Source organism: Microbacterium algihabitans, assembly GCF_032464975.1.
In the GTDB taxonomy this organism is placed as follows: Bacteria; Actinomycetota; Actinomycetes; order Actinomycetales; family Microbacteriaceae; genus Microbacterium; species Microbacterium algihabitans.
Window position 1 is genome coordinate 882,213 of the sequence record NZ_JAWDIU010000001.1, and the last position, 15,563, is coordinate 897,775.

General features: G+C 70.6%; 11 protein-coding genes and 1 pseudogene. 5 read left to right on the forward strand and 7 right to left on the reverse strand.

What is annotated here, in order from left to right; all coding sequences use genetic code 11:
- Positions 1–84: 84 nt before the first annotated feature.
- The gene (locus RWH43_RS04150) at positions 85–1,191 is read left to right on the forward strand and encodes an Rv2578c family radical SAM protein (protein WP_230704076.1); all 1,107 of its coding nucleotides are present in this window, start codon (positions 85–87) and stop codon (positions 1,189–1,191) included.
- A gap of 72 nt (positions 1,192–1,263) precedes the next feature.
- Here RWH43_RS04150 and RWH43_RS04155 read toward each other — a convergent pair whose 3' ends face one another.
- Positions 1,264–3,666: a DEAD/DEAH box helicase gene (locus RWH43_RS04155; protein ID WP_316000735.1), complete on the reverse strand. Its 2,403-nt coding sequence runs from the start codon at positions 3,664–3,666 to the stop codon at positions 1,264–1,266.
- 407 nt (positions 3,667–4,073) lie between these two features.
- Here RWH43_RS04155 and RWH43_RS04160 point away from each other — a divergent pair, with 407 nt between their 5' ends.
- Both RWH43_RS04160 and RWH43_RS04165 read left to right on the forward strand, forming a co-directional pair.
- Positions 4,074–4,706, forward strand: coding sequence for an antibiotic biosynthesis monooxygenase (locus RWH43_RS04160; protein ID WP_144830191.1), 633 nt, complete (start codon positions 4,074–4,076; stop codon positions 4,704–4,706).
- Positions 4,703–5,608: an aldose 1-epimerase family protein gene (locus tag RWH43_RS04165; RefSeq protein WP_316000736.1), complete on the forward strand. Its 906-nt coding sequence runs from the start codon at positions 4,703–4,705 to the stop codon at positions 5,606–5,608. Before RWH43_RS04160 ends, RWH43_RS04165 begins: the two co-directional genes overlap by 4 nt.
- A gap of 1,354 nt (positions 5,609–6,962) precedes the next feature.
- Here the strand turns inward: RWH43_RS04165 and RWH43_RS04170 are convergent.
- From RWH43_RS04170 to RWH43_RS04195, 6 genes and pseudogenes are all read right to left on the reverse strand, one after another.
- Positions 6,963–10,124: an efflux RND transporter permease subunit gene (locus RWH43_RS04170; RefSeq protein WP_316000737.1), complete on the reverse strand. Its 3,162-nt coding sequence runs from the start codon at positions 10,122–10,124 to the stop codon at positions 6,963–6,965.
- Between the two features lie 80 nt (positions 10,125–10,204).
- Entirely contained in the window at positions 10,205–10,570 is a 366-nt protein-coding gene (crcB, locus tag RWH43_RS04175) for a fluoride efflux transporter CrcB (protein ID WP_144830199.1), read from the reverse strand.
- A 31-nt stretch (positions 10,571–10,601) separates the two neighbouring features.
- Positions 10,602–10,826: a DUF2076 domain-containing protein gene (locus RWH43_RS04180; protein ID WP_144830202.1), complete on the reverse strand. Its 225-nt coding sequence runs from the start codon at positions 10,824–10,826 to the stop codon at positions 10,602–10,604.
- Between the two features lie 61 nt (positions 10,827–10,887).
- A pseudogene (locus tag RWH43_RS04185) lies at positions 10,888–11,765 on the reverse strand (alpha/beta hydrolase fold domain-containing protein).
- A gap of 15 nt (positions 11,766–11,780) precedes the next feature.
- Positions 11,781–12,224 (reverse strand): SRPBCC family protein, encoded by a 444-nt coding sequence (locus RWH43_RS04190; RefSeq protein WP_316000739.1) that lies wholly within the window; start codon positions 12,222–12,224, stop codon positions 11,781–11,783.
- Positions 12,224–13,642, reverse strand: coding sequence for a flavin monoamine oxidase family protein (locus tag RWH43_RS04195; RefSeq protein WP_316000740.1), 1,419 nt, complete (start codon positions 13,640–13,642; stop codon positions 12,224–12,226). Before RWH43_RS04195 ends, RWH43_RS04190 begins: the two co-directional genes overlap by 1 nt.
- 56 nt (positions 13,643–13,698) lie before the next feature.
- Between RWH43_RS04195 and RWH43_RS04200 the strand changes: the two genes are divergently transcribed.
- Together RWH43_RS04200 and RWH43_RS04205 are read left to right on the forward strand one after the other, a co-directional pair.
- Positions 13,699–14,334, forward strand: a complete 636-nt coding sequence (locus RWH43_RS04200) for a TetR/AcrR family transcriptional regulator (protein ID WP_154096835.1) — start codon at positions 13,699–13,701, stop codon at positions 14,332–14,334.
- Between the two features lie 143 nt (positions 14,335–14,477).
- The gene (locus RWH43_RS04205) at positions 14,478–15,551 is read left to right on the forward strand and encodes an alpha/beta hydrolase (protein WP_316000741.1); all 1,074 of its coding nucleotides are present in this window, start codon (positions 14,478–14,480) and stop codon (positions 15,549–15,551) included.
- Positions 15,552–15,563: the final 12 nt, after the last annotated feature.

Genomic DNA, 15,563 nt, shown 5'->3' on the forward strand with positions numbered 1-15,563 from the left:
AGTATCGCGAGAGCATTCGAGCATGGGAGCGATTATCGGATGCCGGGGCTTGCCCTGATGTAGAACATGTGTTCGAATGTGAGTATGCGGTGGCAAGGTCAACAACTCGGCGTCGACGACTCGGGAGCCCTCCCGGGCATGGAGCGCATGGACGGCCTCGTGCGCTCGGTCACGACGCCGGAGTTCGCGGGCATGACCTTCCACGAGGTGCTGTGCAAAAGCGCATTGAATCGCGTTCCCGGGGTTTCGGCGATGCCATTTGATTGGACAGTGAATCCCTATCGCGGATGCACTCATGCGTGTTCATATTGCTTTGCTAGGAAAACGCATGAATACCTCGACCTCGATTACGGGGCCGATTTCGATTCGCAGATCGTGGTCAAGGTCAACGTCGCCGACGTGCTGCGCACAGAGCTGCGGCGCGGGTCGTGGGCCCGCGAGCCCGTCATGCTCGGGACGAACACCGATCCCTACCAACGCGCCGAGGGGCGCTACCGCCTCATGCCCGACATCGTCGGCGCCCTGACCGACAACGGCACGCCGTTCTCGATCCTCACGAAGGGCACGTTGCTCCGACGCGACCTGCCCCTGCTCACCGAGGCGGCGCAACAGGTGAAGGTGTCGCTGGCGATGTCGATCGCGGTGTTCGACGACACGCTGCAGCACTCGATCGAGCCGGGCACCCCCAGCGCCGAGGCGCGCCTCGACACGGTGCGCGCGGCGACCGAGGCGGGGTTCCGCGTGACGGTGTTCCTCATGCCGATCATCCCGCACCTCACCGACTCGATCGCCGCGCTCGATCACGCCCTGGCGCGCATCCGCGCCGCGGGTGCGGCGCGCGTCGTCTACGGGGCGCTGCACCTGCGCCCCGGGGCGAAGCAGTGGTTCTTCGAGTGGCTCGAACGCGAGCACCCGCACCTCGTGTCGTCGTACCGGGGGCTGTACCCCGGTGTGTCGACCTCCGCCCCGAAGGCCTACCGCACCTGGCTCGGCAAACGCATGCGACCGCTCCTGCGCATGCACCGCCTCGACGGGTGGGACGAAGACGACCACCCGCGCGGTCGACCGCAGCCCGGCCTCGCGGCACGCACGCCGACGCCGGCGAGCAGCCTCGGACCCATCAGGTCGACCGGGGTCCCGGCATCCGCCCGCCCCCGTGTCGCGCCGGCGAGCGAGCCCACGCTGTTCTGAGGTTGCGACGTGACCGGCGAACGACGAAGGCCCCCGTCCGCGCGATGCGGACGAGGGCCTCCCTGACGACGATTACGCGTCGACGTTCGAGAGCTGACGGCCCGAGAGCTCCTCGAGCACGTCGTCGCCGAGCGCGGTCTCTTCGAAAGGAGCCTCGATCTCGGCACGGTCGAGCAGCTCGGTCATGCGACGACGACGCTGGCGCGTGATGAGCGTGACCACGGTGCCGGCGCGACCGGCGCGACCGGTGCGGCCCGAGCGGTGCAGGTACGTCTTGTACTCGTCAGGGGCGTCGGCCTGGATGACCAGGTCGATGTCGTCGACGTGGATGCCGCGGGCGGCGACGTCGGTCGCGACGAGCACGTTCACGCGACCCGAGGTGAGCTTCTCGAGGTTGCGCGTGCGCTTCTGCTGGTTGAGGTCACCGTGCAGGGCGACGGCCGAGATCCCGGCGTCGTCGAACTGCTCGGCGAGCATCTCGGCATAGGCGCGGGTGCGGGCGAAGACGAGCGTCTTGCCGGCGCGGTCGACGAGCGAGTCGAGGATCTGCGCCTTGTCGCGGTGCTCGATGACGAGAACGCGGTGCTCGATGGTGCTCGAGTCCTGGTCTTCACCGGCGACCTCGTAGACGGCCGGCTCGACGAGGAACTCGTCGACCAGGGCCGCCACCTCGCGGTCGAGCGTGGCCGAGAAGAGCAGCTTCTGGCTGCCCTTCTTGGTCGCGCGGAGGATGCGCTGCACGGGCTCGAGGAAGCCGAGCTCGCACATGTGATCGGCCTCGTCGAGGACGGCGACCTGCACCTGCGAGAGGTCGAGCTTGCCCTGGTTCAGCAGGTCTTCGATGCGACCCGGGGTGCCGATGACGATGTCGACGCCCTTCTTGAGCGCACCGACCTGACGCGCCTGGGGCACGCCGCCGTAGACCTGGGTGGTGAACAGGCCCACGCTGCGCGCAAGCGCCTGCACGGTGCGGTCGATCTGCAGGGCGAGCTCGCGCGTGGGGGCGAGGATGATCGCCTTGGGGGCGCGAGCGAACTCACGACGCTGACCCGCCTGCGAACGCAGGATGCTCTCGACCAGCGGTGCGCCGAAGGCGATGGTCTTGCCCGAGCCGGTGCGGCCGCGGGCGAGGACGTCGCGTCCCTCGAGGATCGGAGCGACGGTGGCCGCCTGGATCGGGAAGGGGCTCGCCGCGCCGAGACCGGCGAGGGCGCGGACGAGGTTGTCGCCCAGACCCAGCTCGGCGAAGCCGGCACCGGTCACGGTCGCGGCGTCAACGGCCTCGGCCTGCAGGCGCTCGTGCACGACGTCGACGCGCTGCTCGTGCTCGGCGGAGCGCTTCGGGGTGTTGTTCTCCCCACGCCCACTCCACCCGCCGCTGTCGCGTCGGGCGGAGCCTCCGGGCGCGTGGCCCCAGTCGCTGCGGCTCGGGCCGTCGTCACGGCTCGGGCCGTCGTTTCGGCGGGGGCGCTCGTCGAAGGAGCGGGCCGGGCGGTCGCTGCGGTCGAACGAGCGAGCGGGACGCTCACCGGCGTCGCGACGGGGACGCTCGTCACGATCGAACGAACGCGCGGGGCGCTCGGTGCGGTCGAACGAGCGAGCCGGACGGTCCTCGACCGAACGGGCCGGACGCTCGCTGCGGTCGAACGACCGGGCGGGACGCTCACCGGCATCGCGACGGGGACGCTCATCGCGATCGAACGAACGCGCGGGACGCTCGGTGCGGTCGAAGGAGCGGGCGGGACGGTCGTTGCGGTCGAACGAACGGGCCGGACGGTCAGCGGCGTCGCGACGGGGACGCTCGTCACGATCGAACGAACGCGCAGGGTGCTCGGTGCGGTCGAACGAACGAGCCGGACGCTCGTTGCGGTCGAAGGAGCGGGCGGGACGCTCGTCGAACGAACGCGCGGGGCGGTCGCTGCGGTCGAACGAACGCGCGGGACGCTCACCGGCGTCACGACGGGGACGCTCATCGCGATCGAACGAACGCGCAGGACGCTCGGTGCGGTCGAACGACCGAGCCGGACGCTCGGTGCGGTCGAAGGAGCGGGCGGGACGCTCGTCGAACGAACGCGCGGGGCGGTCGCTGCGGTCGAACGAACGCGAGGGACGCTCACCGGCGTCACGACGGGGACGCTCGTCACGGTCGAACGAACGCGCGGGACGGTCATTGCGGTCGAACGAACGCGCGGGGCGATCGTCGAACGAACGGGCCGGACGGTCGTCGCGAGCCGAGGTGCGGATGTTGCGGGCCTCGGTGCGGCCGGCGCGGTCGGCGGCGTTCCAACGCCCCTTGTCGGGGGTGGCCTCCGACTCGGGGCGGTAGCCGCGGTGGTTGGGGCTCTTGCTGCCGGGCTTGGCGGGGCCTTCGGTACCGGGACGACGCTTGCGGTCCTGGAACGAAGTCTTGGCGCCGTAGCGGGGCTCGAAGTTCTTGGCGGCGCGGCCGCCGGCGGGCTTCTTGTTCTTGGGCATGGAGAAACTTCCTGGGTTCTGTTCGCGCGAAACAGCGACACCGCTCGTGGCGGTGCGAAACCCGGACTCTCGTCGGCCGGGGGCCAATTCACTAGTGATGGTCGAGGCCGCGATCGCGTCCTGTCCATCGGCCCCTTGGACTACAAACCCATCCGCGCATCACGCGCGGTGTCCAGAGCCGACCTCACCACGTTACAGGTGGCGCCTGGGAATGGCATCCATGCCCCCCCCCCCGGATGACCCATGTCCCACTTATGGCGCTTTCGTGACGCATCACACAGCCATACCTGGGACATCACCCCACCGAAAGTGGGACGAGGGTGGTCGAGAGAGGGACAGGGGTGGTCGGGACCGGGACAATCTCGGGGAGAGAGGGACTCAGGGTTGCGCTGACGGAAGATAGACGCATGGCAGACACCGACGCCCACCCCATCACGGTGGCGATCGAGCGGCGCATCGACCCGACGCGCACCGCCGAAGCGACCTCCTGGATGCAGGCCGGCACCGACCTCGCGACCGCTTTTCCGGGCTTCCTCGGCTCGGGCTGGGTGCGCGCGGGCGAAGACAGCGACCTCTGGTACATGCTGTACCGCTTCCGCGACATCACGACGCTCGAGGAGTGGGAGAGCTCCCCGCAGCGGCAGTGGTGGCTCGACTCGGGCCGCCCGTTCGCGCGCGAGGAGCGCAGCGAGCGCCGCACGGGGATCGAGGGCTGGTTCGACGCCCCGCACGGCTCGATCCTCGAAGCGGCGACGGTAACGGATGCCGGAACCCAGCCGATCCAGCAGCCCGTGCCCCCGGCTCCCCCGCGCTGGAAGCAGGCGGTGACGATCTGGGTCGGCTTCTTCCCCACCAATCTGCTGGCGTCATGGCTGCTGGGCTTCATTCCGGGCTTCGCCGAGGTGCCGCTCGTGCTGCGCGTGCTCGCGACGACCCTCATGCTCACCCCCGTCATGACCTACGCGGTGCTCCCGTGGGTCACCCGCATGCTGCAGCCCTGGTTGCAGCGCCCCCGCCGATCGCGAAAGGCACAGTCATGACCGCCGACCCCACCGGATTCCGCTTCCGCCTGCGCGGCGAGCGCTCGTCGGCCGAGATCACCCAGGTGGGGTCAGCGCTGCGCGCGCTCACCGTCGACGGGGTCGATCTCGTGCCGAGCTACCCCGACGACGCCCCGACGCCCGCGGCATCCGGGGTCGTGCTCGTGCCGTGGCCGAACCGCATCCGAGACGGCAAGTACACCTTCGAGGGCGAAGACCTGCAGCTGGCCATCAGCGAGCCGAAGTTCGGCAACGCCAGCCACGGACTGCTGCGGTTCGGGATGTACCAGGCGATCGAGCACACCGACGCCCGGCTCGTGCTCGGGGCCGATGTCGTGCCCCAGACCGGGTATCCCTTCCACCTGCGCACGCGCGTGACCTTCGACCTGCGCGACGACGGGCTGCACGTCACTCACGACATCGAAAACGTCGGAGCACGAACGGCGCCGGTGGCGCTCGGCGTGCACCCCTACCTGCAGATCGGGGGCGTGCCGACGGCCGATCTCGTGGTGCACTCCACTGGTACCTCGACGCTCGTCGTCGACGAGCGCAACATCCCCGTCGCCGAGGTGCCGGTCGATGCCGCCACCGATCTGCGCGCGGGCAAGCGCCTGGGCGACGCCGGCCTCGACAACGGCTACCGCGGGCTGGAGCGCGACGCCGAGGGACGCGCGCGCCACACGCTCACCGCTCCCGACGGGCGCCGTCTCGAGCTCTGGCAGGACGAGGGCTTCCGCTGGGCCCAGGTGTTCACGACCGACCGGTATCCGGGTCACCCGCTCGCCGTCGCGATCGAGCCGATGACGGCCCCCGCCAACGCCTTCGCCACGGGAACCGACCTCGAAAAGCTCGAACCCGGGTCGTCGATGCGCCGGGAATGGGGCGTGCGCTTCACCGCGTGACGCATTCTTGTCCCCCAAATGGGGGACAAAGAATTAGCCATATGACCAGGGAAAATCCCAGGCAAGGGCTTTCCTACGAAGGCGGCGCGAACGTTACCATGAGCGGTGACGGATTTCCGTCAAGGCCGGGGGAGGCAGAGGACCAAGGTTTCCCCTTGCCTTCTACCCGAACGAGCCGACGGGGGCCGAGGGTCCCGCGATGAGGGGGGATCCCCGTTCCGTCTGAAGGAAAGATCCCCCATCATGAGCACCGCGCTCCGCTTCGCCGTCCCCGTTTCTGTCTCGGTGCCGCGTCTGACCGGCCTCACGCGTCGACTCGCGGCGTTGTCCTCGCTTCACGTCGGCGCTGCCGCACTGACCACGCTGGTCGGCGGCCTGCTGCTCGCGATCGCGACCACGAGCGACCCGCTGTGGTGGCAGCTGCACTTCAGCCAGCTCGGCATCTTCGGCGATCTTTCCAGCGCATTCTTCAACACCACGCTCAAGGTCAGCGGAATGATCGTGGTGGTCTTCGCCTTCTGCGTGCGTCGTGACATCGCGCGTCTTGGTCGCGGTCCCGTGCGCCGCGGTGCGGCAACCGTTGCTTTCCTCTGCCTCAACTGCGTCGGTGTGAATCTCGCCCTGGTCGGCTGCATTCCCCTCAACACCGACAAAGACCTGCACGACAAGGTCGCCGGCTCCATGGTGCTCGGCTTCCTTGTGCTGCTGCTCAGCGCTCCGCTGATGCTCAACCGCCTCGGCAAGCGCATGGCGATCGGCACGGGCATCGCACTCGTGTGGCTGATCGCCTCGATCTCGCTGTTCGTGTCGGCCACGATCAACCTCGCCCTCTTCGAGACGATCTCGTGCGCGGCGATGTTCGCGTGGTCGGGCATGTTCACGCAGATCCTCGCGAGTGCGTCCGCCAAGACCACGCGCGATGTCGTGGAGGAAGTGGCGGATACCGCGGCTCCCGCCGTCGCCCACGTCGCCCCGCGCCGCCGGAGCCGCTCGGTGGTCGCCGCGCGCTCGCGCGCCTCGCTGCGCCCGCTCGGCACCGCCCGCGCACTCCCCCGCCCGGCGCAGACGCGTCGCATTGTGATGACGCCCCTGTCCGCCTCGCCCCTCGAGCGCTTCCTGACGGTGCTCGCGCGCACCGAGCGCTCGCTGCCGACGAGCGACCGCACCGGAGTCGTGGCATCCGGAACCGTCCTCACCTCGGCGAACACCCGCACCGCGCCGCAACGCGGTGTCGACGGTCGCCCGCCGACTCACGTCGCCGCGCGGCACCTCACGGCCAACGCGGGTGAGGCTTCCACGGCCGCGCGGACGCACGTCGCCGCTCGGGGCCCCGCCGCCTCTCGCTCGCTCGCGATCAGTGCTTCTCGCGCAGCTCGCGTCGGCTCAACGGGTGGTCGTCGTGGGCCGTCGGCGCACTCTGCACGGACTCTCGCTCCGCGCGGCGCTGACGGCGGCGCTCGCTCGCTCCTTCGATGAGGTTGTAGAGCGTCGGCAGCACCAGCAGCGTCAGGAACGTCGACGACACGAGTCCGCCGATCACCACGACCGCGAGCGGCTGCGAGATGAACCCGCCGTGGCCGGTGATGCCGAGCGCCATCGGCACGAGCGCGAAGATCGCCGCGAGAGCCGTCATGAGGATCGGCCGCAGACGTCGCGCTCCGCCGACGATCGTGGCCTCGAACACGCTGAGACCCCGCGCCCGGTACTGGTTGACGAGGTCGATCAGCACGATGGCGTTGGTCACGACGATGCCGACGAGCATCAGCGCGCCGATCATTCCCGCGACCCCGAGCGGCACGCCCGTGATCAGGAGCATGAGGATCGCTCCGGTCGCCGCGAACGGCACCGACACGAGCAGCTCGAGCGGCTGGCGCAGCGACTTGAAGGTCGCCACCATCACGACGTAGACGATGAGGATCGCCGCGAGAAGGGCGAGGCCGAGCTGGCCGAAGGCATCCTGCTGGCTGGTGACCACACCACCCACCTCGGCCGTAGCGCCCTCGGGCAGCTGCACGTCGGCGAGCGCGTCGCGCACGGTCGCCGAGGAGCTGCCGAGGTCGTCGGAGGTCGGCGTCACGGTGATCGTCGCGGTGCGAAGGCCGCGCGCGGTCGTGATGGAGGGCGCCGTCTGGCTCTCTTCGACGGTCGCGATCTGGTCGAGGCGCACCGCTCCGCTCGCGCTCGGGATCTCGAGAGCGCGCAGGTCGTCGATCGTCTGCGGAGGATTCGCGGTGGCGAGGTACACGGTCACTCCGCGGCCGTCGAGCTCGACGGTGCCCGCCTGACGGGGCTGCTGCGCCCCGGAGACGAGTGCGCCGACCGTGCGCTCCGACAGACCGCGTTCCGCGGCCGCGGCGCGGTCGACACGCACCGACACGAAGGGCAGCGAGGCCGACAGGCTGCTGGTGACCTGGCCCACGCCCTCGCGACCCTGCAGCTGCGACACGACGGCATCGCTCGCCTGCTGCAGCGACGAGCCGTCGGCGGCGGTCACGTCGACGGTGATGTCGGTGGAGCCGAAGCCGCCTCCGGATGCCGCGACCTCGATCTCTCCGGCGTCGGTGAGCTGTTCGAGCTCGGTGCGCACGCGCTCGCGGAGCTCGACCTGGTCGGCTCCGGACTCGGAGGTGATCGAGTACGTGATGCCCGAGCCGCCGCCCGAGAAGGCGTCGCGCAGCGCCGAGCCGCTCGAGCCGATCGAGGTCTGCACGGTCTGCACGCCCGGGGTGTCGAGCAGCACGGCCTCGACCTTCTGGGCCGCGGCGTCTTCGGCGTCGAGGCTGGGTGCCGGGCCGATCTTCTGCGTGACGGTGAAGGTGTTCTGACCCGAATCGCCGAGGAAATCGGTCTTGAGCAGGGGGAACGTGGCGAGGGTGCCGCCGAGGATGAGCACCGCCACCCCGAGGGTGACCGCCGAGTGCTTCAGCGTCCACGTGAGGATCGGGACGTAGGCCTTCTGCAGCCGCGACGGCGGGGCGTCGGCGGCCTCGGGATCGACCGGGTCGCCGTTGTCGTCGCGGATGACCTTGCCGGGCTTCAGGAACCACGACGCCAGCACGGGCACGATCGTCAGCGAGACGAGCAGCGAGGCGGCCATCGCGATGGTCACGGTGAGCGAGAACGGGCGGAACAGCTCTCCGGTGACGTCGCCGACGAAGGCGATCGGCAGGAACACCGCGACGGAGGTGATGGTGGATGCCGTGATGGCCGCGGCCACCTCGCGCACCGCGCGCACGATGGTGGGGATCTTGTCGGCGTCGCCAACGTAGTGGCGCTTGATGTTCTCGATCACCACGATCGAGTCGTCGACGACACGGCCGATCGCGATGGTCAGAGCTCCGAGGGTCAGGATGTTCAGCGAGTAGCCGAACGCCTGGAGGCCGACGAAGGTGATCAGCACGCTCGTGGGGATCGAGATGGCGGTGACGAGCGTCGAACGCACCGACATGAGGAAGACGAGGATCACCACGACCGCGAAGACGAGGCCGAGAAGACCCTCTTGCGCGAGGGCCTCGATGGACTGCTCGACGAAGGGCGCCTGGTCGAAGACGACGGTGAAGGTCGCCCCCTCACCCAGCTGTGATTCGAGGGCGGGCAACGCCGCGAGCACTCCGCGCGAGACGTCGACGGTGTTGGCTGCGGGCAGCTTCGTCACCGCGATGGTCAGCGCCGGCTTGCCGTCGACGCGCGACAGCGTCGTCACCGGGTCGGTCTGCAGGGCGACGTCGGCCACGTCGGCGATCGTGGTCTGGCCGGCCGCGATCTGCGCGGCGTCGGTCGGAACGAGGGGCAGAGCCGAGATCTCGTCGACGCTGGTGAGCTTCGAGCCCGTCTGCACGGTGAGGGTCTGGTCGTTCTCGGTGAGCGAGCCGCCCGGGAAGAGCACGCCGTTCGCGTCGAGCGCGTCGGTGATGGCCTGCTGGCTGAACCCGCGTTCGCCCAGGCGGGTGGCATCCGGAGTGATCGTCACCCGCTCGCCGGTGCCGCCGACGATCTGCGCGCCGTTGACGCCCGCGACGTCTTCGAGGTCGGGAACCACGCTCGTCTGGAGGGTCGCCTGCGTCGCCTGCGCGTCGGTGAAGCCCGTCACGGCGAGCTGGATGACGGGGAAGTCGTCGATGCTCGCCGACGCCACCGTCGTGTCGGCGGAGTCGGGCAGCTGGTCGTTGATGCGGGCGATCGCGGCGAGGATTTTCTGCTGCGCGGCCGCCAGGTCGGTGCCGTAGGTGAACGACGCCGACACGATCGACGAGTTCGTCGTGCTGGTGGCGGTGGTGGACTCAAGCCCCTCCACCCCGCGGATCGCGTTCTCGATCGGCGTCGACACGTCTGTCTCGACGACCTCGGGCGACGCACCCGGGTAGGTCGTGACGACGGCGAGCTGCGGGAACTCGATCGAGGGGATGAGCTCTTGCTTGAGGCTCGTCAACGCGAGACCGCCGAAGATCGCGGCGACGATCGTGACGAGGGCGATGAGGGCGCGGTTCTTCAGGCTGAGAACGGCCAGGTACGACACGAAGGACCCTCCGGGATCACATTCGATACAGGTGTGTATCGAACCTCAGTATCCCATGGGGTTTCCGAGGGCGGTCCGCTCTAGAACAGCGAGCCCACCGTCAATCCGAGCGCGGCGGCGAGCACCGATCCCACGAATGAGACGACGGCGTACGACAACGAGGCGCGCGTGCGCCCTTCCTCGGCCAGGAGCGCGGTCGTCACGGCCACCGCACTGAAGGTGGTGTACCCGCCGAGCAGGCCGGTCCCCAGGATCCAGCGCCACGTCTCGTCGGCGGGAAGGGCGCTCAGGATGCCGAGGACCAGGGCTCCCGTGAGGTTCACCACGAGGATCCCCCAGGGGAACCCCTCACCCGTTCGCCGGCGGATGAGCACGTCGAGGACGTAGCGCAGGGCCGCTCCGATGCCACCGGCGACGGCGACGGCGAGGAAGAGGAGGGGTGTCACGCCGCCAATCTACGCGGTCGCCGTGGCCCGGTCAGGCTTCGAGGGCCTCCACCCGCCGCCGCAGCTCGGCCGCCTTGTCGGCCCCGATCTGCGCTTCGGCGAGCTTGAGGGCGGCGCTCGCGGTGAGGGTGCGCGCCACGAGGTAGGTCGGGCTGGCCTTGAGGTCGGGGATGACGTCGAGGATGATGCCCTCGGCATCCGGATCGGTCATCAGCTTGCCGAGCTTGATCTTGGCGAGGTCGTATCGAGCGGCCATTTTTCCTCCGTGGGTGGGCGCATCGTCGCACCCCTCGGCAGATTGTTGCACATATGTACCGTTATGTCATCGCCGACTGTGTCGCGTGGGCCAGAGCACCCACCTCGGCGAACGCCGAGCGAGATTCGGGCGTCCAGAACGCCCCGACGTAGACGTGGAACCCGGCCGGCGCCGTGATCAGGCGCACCGGCGCTCCGACGGCATCCGCCCGCCGAGTGAACGCCACCGCGTCGTCGAAGAAGATGTCGCGGCCGCCCTGGAACAACAGAGTCGGGGGCAGACCGGTCGGATCCATGCGCGCGGGATCGATCGCCGGGTCGTCCAGCCCCGTTCGCCCGCCCAGGCAGCCGCTCCCGCGCGGAGTCCGGGCACCCGCAACGAGGGATCGCGACGCGCCCGCCGGGCGATCGCGGGGTTCTCGAGGCCCAGGTCGAGCCAGGGCGAGAACAGCACGAGGGCGTCGGGGCGACGAGAGGCGCGCAGGGCCAGACCGACGGCGAGAGCGCCGCCCGCCGAGTCTCCGGCCACCCAGAGCCTCGAGGCCCGCGCCGCGAGGCGCTCGTATCGCGCATCGATCACGGCCAGGGTGTGGTCTGCGCCGCGCTCGGGCGCCAGCGGATAGCAGACCACTGTGATCGCCGCCCCCGTCGCCCGGGCGAGACGCTCGACGATCCACCAGTGCTCGGCCACGAGCGGGTTCACGAGTCCCCCACCGGGCAGGTACATCAGCTCGAGCCCCGGAGTGCGCGCCGCCGGCTCGTAGCGGTAGACCGGCAGGTCGCCCTCGCGCGAGACGACCACGCGACCCGACCGGCGAAGGCGCGCGGGCGGCTCCGCGGGCCACCGATCGGGGTCGAGGGTGTCGAGGTAGTCGTCGCGTGCGAGCGCCCGCCGGACCGACCGCGCACTCACCCACATGGCCCCCGCCGTGAGCGTCATCGACACCGACACGGGCTAGCCCTCGCGCGCGTCGGCGGCCATGTCGGCGAGCGCGTTCGTCGTCACCAGGCGCACCACCGCCGGCAGACCCGCGGCGATCTTGCGCCCGACCAGCGGACCGAACACCCCGGCGAGGGGACCCGAGATCTCCACGGCGTGCGTCACCGACAGGCCGTTCGGCGTCTGGCGCATGCGGTGCGGGAACGACAGCACCGCCCCGGGCAGACCGATGCGGAAGTTCATCGCGACACACGGCTGCAGCTCGGTGAAGGTGAAGCGCTGCGCGGGAGTGCCGTGGTTGAGCACGCGACCGGTCGAGCCCACGCGCGGCGGCACCGCGAAGACGGCCTCGCGCAGGTCGGGGTCGTCGACGGCCCAGTCGGCCGGGGTCGTCCACCTCTTCCACACCGCCTCGGCGGAGGCGGTCGTCAGGTGCGTGTATTCGCGGCGCCAGGTCATCACAGGGCTCCCGTCTGTTCGTCGTCGGTCCAGGGGTCGGAGAGCAGGGCGCGGGCCTGCAGCGCGGCGCGCTCCCCCGCGCGCACCGCGCCGTCCATGAAGCCGGTCCACCGGCTCGCGGTCTCGGTGCCCGCCCACAGCACGCGGCCGACCGGGGTGGCGAGGGCGGACGCGTAGGGCACGACCGCTCCCGGCCCGGGGGCGGCGGTGGGGCCGCCGGCGACCCACGGCTCGGCACCCCATCGCTGGTCGATGTAGCCCGTGGCATCCAGCGCCTTCGGTCCGAACAGGTCGGCGAACGACGACAGGGCGCGGGCACGGCGTTCGGCGAGGGGCAGGTCGTCCCACTCACGGGCGTAGACACCCCCGATGAAGCCGAGCAGAACGCCGGGAGCGTCGGGGCCGGCGGGACCGGCGTCGAAGGTGATGAAGGCAGGGCCGGTGTCGGACACCCCCTGACCCGACAGGTCGTGGTCGCGCCAGAACGGACGGTCGTACACCGCGTAGGCCTTCGACAGCACTCCCGCGGGCCAGCGCTGCGACATCTGCGTCTGCACGGGCGGCAGCGCGGGCGAGAACTCGATGCGTGTGCGCAGCGACGGCGGCACGGCGACGATCACCGTCCGCGCACGGACCGTCTCGCGATCGGTCGACACCCGCACCTCGTCACCCTCCGCCTCGACGCGACGCACGGGAGAGTCGAGGCGCAGCGCGTCGCCGAGACCCGCGGCGAGACGCACGGCGATCTCGTGCGAGCCCTCGACGAAGTGCTCCTCCTGCGCGCCGCCGGCGGTGTCGAGCATCGCCGACAGCCCACCCGCCTGGTGGATGTAGTGCAGGGCGTGCAGGAACGAGATCTCGTCGGGCTCGCAGCCCCACGTCGTGCGCCCGGCGATCGCGATGAGGTCGCGAGCGGCGGCGGAGGCGTGCGAGCGGCGCAGCCACGAACCGAGGCTCTCGGCGTCCCACTGCGCGGCCTGCGGCGCGGACGCGGGGTCGCCGCAGGGCACCGACCGGGCGAGGCGGTCGAGCGTCAGCTGCACGCGCCCGACGTCGAGAAGGCTCGCCCCCACCGGCGGCACGGTGCCGCGGTAGCGGCGATGCTGACCGCGCCAGCGGATGACGTTCTGCCCCGCCGTGTACGTCGGGAAGCGCGAGACCCCCACCTCGTCGGCGAGGGCGACGATGCGATCCTGCCCGGGACCGACGAAGGTGCCCCCGAGGTCGACGTGCACGCCGCCCACCCGCGCCGACGCCACGCGCCCGCCGACGCGCGACGCGGCCTCGAACACGGCGACGCGCGCCCCGAACTGACGCAGGCGATGAGCGGCGGTCAGACCCGACAGGCCCGCGCCGATCACGACGACATCGACGTCGGCAGCGGCCGACTCGTCCACGGCTCTCGAGGGTGCGGTCATAGGCTTGCTCCGTTTCTGGTGCGACACCGACCGGTGCGGCCGGCGAGGAGGACAACGTGAGCGAGACGACGAGTCGATCGATGCGGGCCCGCGGCCGCGCGCGTCGCGAGCTGCTGCTGGACGCCACGATCGCGATCATCGCCGAGGGGGGCATCGCCGCCGTCACGCACAGGGCGGTGGCCGCCGCGGCGGGCGTGCCGCACTCGTCGACGACCTACTTCTTCGCCTCGCTCGACGACATGATCGGCGAGGCCGTCGCGCACGCCATGGCCGCCGAGCTCGAGCGACTCGAGCAGTTCCGCTCCGTGCTCGTCTCGGGCGCGAACAGTCCGGGGGCGGCGATCGACGAGTTCGTCGAGATCGTGCGCAGCCAGTCGCAGGACCACACGGTCGCGCAGTTCGAGATCTACCTGTTCGCGTCGCGGCATCCGGCGCTGCGCGTGCACGTCGCGCAGATCCTCGACGAGACGCGGGCGCTCGCCGCGGCCGTGCTGCAGACCAACGGCGTGACCGATCCGCACGCCGCCGCTGCGGTCGTCGCGCTGATCGACGGTTTCGCCCTGCATCGCATCGCCCGTTCCGAAGAGGTCCAGTTCCAGTCCCTGGCGCACGCCCTGCGCGCCGCCATCGTGGGGTTCGTGACCCTCGCCGCGACGTCGTCACTCGGCGAAGGGGATCACTCGCCCGCTTAGTTGGCACAAACGTACAGGTTTCTCGCGCGCATCGTTGCTCCTCGCGAGCGAATTCACGTCTTCGTCACACAAAACGGTACGTGTGTGCAATAAAGTGACCCGATAGTCGATCCCGATGCCGTGATCGACAGAAGGGCTCCGCGATGATCCGACCCCGTCCCCAGGACCACCTGCTCCGCTGGGGCGCGCGCGCCCTGGGCTCACTCCCGCGCGCCGCGCTCCGCGTCGCGAACGGCCGCCCCGTCGTGGTCGACGGCCACACCCTGCACCCCGCGGTGCAGGCATCGCTACGCGTGATGAACGACTCCCCCGGGGCGCACTTCGAGCGCCTCCCGCTCGACGAGGCCCGCGCGCACATCGAGCTCGAGGCGTGGACCTTCGCCAGCGGCATCCGCCTGGCCGAGCGCTCCGACATCGAGATCCCGACGCGAGCGGGCACCGTGCCGGGCCGCGTCTACCGCGCGCGCACCGACGTGGCGGCATCCGGAATCATCGTCTACTTCCACGGCGGGGGCTGGGTTCTCGGATCGGTCGACAGCGCGGATGCCACGTGCCGCACGCTCGCGAAGACCTCGGGCCTGACGGTGGTCTCGGTCGGCTACCGCCTGGCGCCCGAGTCACCCTTCCCCGCGGGGCTGCACGACGGCGTCGACGCGTTCCGGTGGGTGCGCGACAACGCGGCGCGGTTCGGCGGGACCGCCGAGACCGTCGGCGTCGGCGGCGAGAGCGCGGGCGGCAACATGGCGGCGGTCGTGGCGGCGGTGACGCGCGACGATGCCGGCGGCGCCCCCGCCTTCCAGATCCTGTTCTGCCCCGTGACCGACCTGTCTCGGGAACACCGGTCGTACGAGCTGTTCCGCGACGGGTTCTTCCTCACCGCGGCGCAGATGCACTGGTATGCCGCGCACTATCTCAGCGGCGGCGGCGGCCGCGCGGAGGATCCCCTGGTCTCTCCCCTGCGAGCCGCCGACCTCGCAGGCCTCGCTCCCGCCTACGTCGCCGTGTCGGGTTTCGACGTGCTGCGCGACGAGGGGGTCGCGTATGCCGAGCGCCTCGAGGCCGCGGGCGTGCCCACGCGGCTCGTGACGCACACCGACCAGATCCATGGCTTCTTCAACGCGTGCGGAGCGCTGCGCGACGCCCGGGAGGCGGTGGCGGATGCCGGGCGGTGGGCCCTCGACACGCTCTCGGCCGCGCGGACGGGCGGCCGCCGGTGATCCCCGACGCTC

Bases quoted from the DNA above. Each gene is read 5' to 3' on its own strand.
- RWH43_RS04150 (WP_230704076.1), top strand. From the start codon at position 85: ATGCGGTGGCAAGGTCAACAACTCGGCGTCGACGACTCGGGAGCCCTC.
- RWH43_RS04155 (WP_316000735.1), bottom strand. From the start codon at position 3,666: ATGCCCAAGAACAAGAAGCCCGCCGGCGGCCGCGCCGCCAAGAACTTC.
- RWH43_RS04160 (WP_144830191.1), top strand. From the start codon at position 4,074: ATGGCAGACACCGACGCCCACCCCATCACGGTGGCGATCGAGCGGCGC.
- RWH43_RS04165 (WP_316000736.1), top strand. From the start codon at position 4,703: ATGACCGCCGACCCCACCGGATTCCGCTTCCGCCTGCGCGGCGAGCGC.
- RWH43_RS04180 (WP_144830202.1), bottom strand. From the start codon at position 10,826: ATGGCCGCTCGATACGACCTCGCCAAGATCAAGCTCGGCAAGCTGATG.
- RWH43_RS04190 (WP_316000739.1), bottom strand. From the start codon at position 12,224: ATGACCTGGCGCCGCGAATACACGCACCTGACGACCGCCTCCGCCGAG.
- RWH43_RS04195 (WP_316000740.1), bottom strand. From the start codon at position 13,642: ATGACCGCACCCTCGAGAGCCGTGGACGAGTCGGCCGCTGCCGACGTC.
- RWH43_RS04205 (WP_316000741.1), top strand. From the start codon at position 14,478: ATGATCCGACCCCGTCCCCAGGACCACCTGCTCCGCTGGGGCGCGCGC.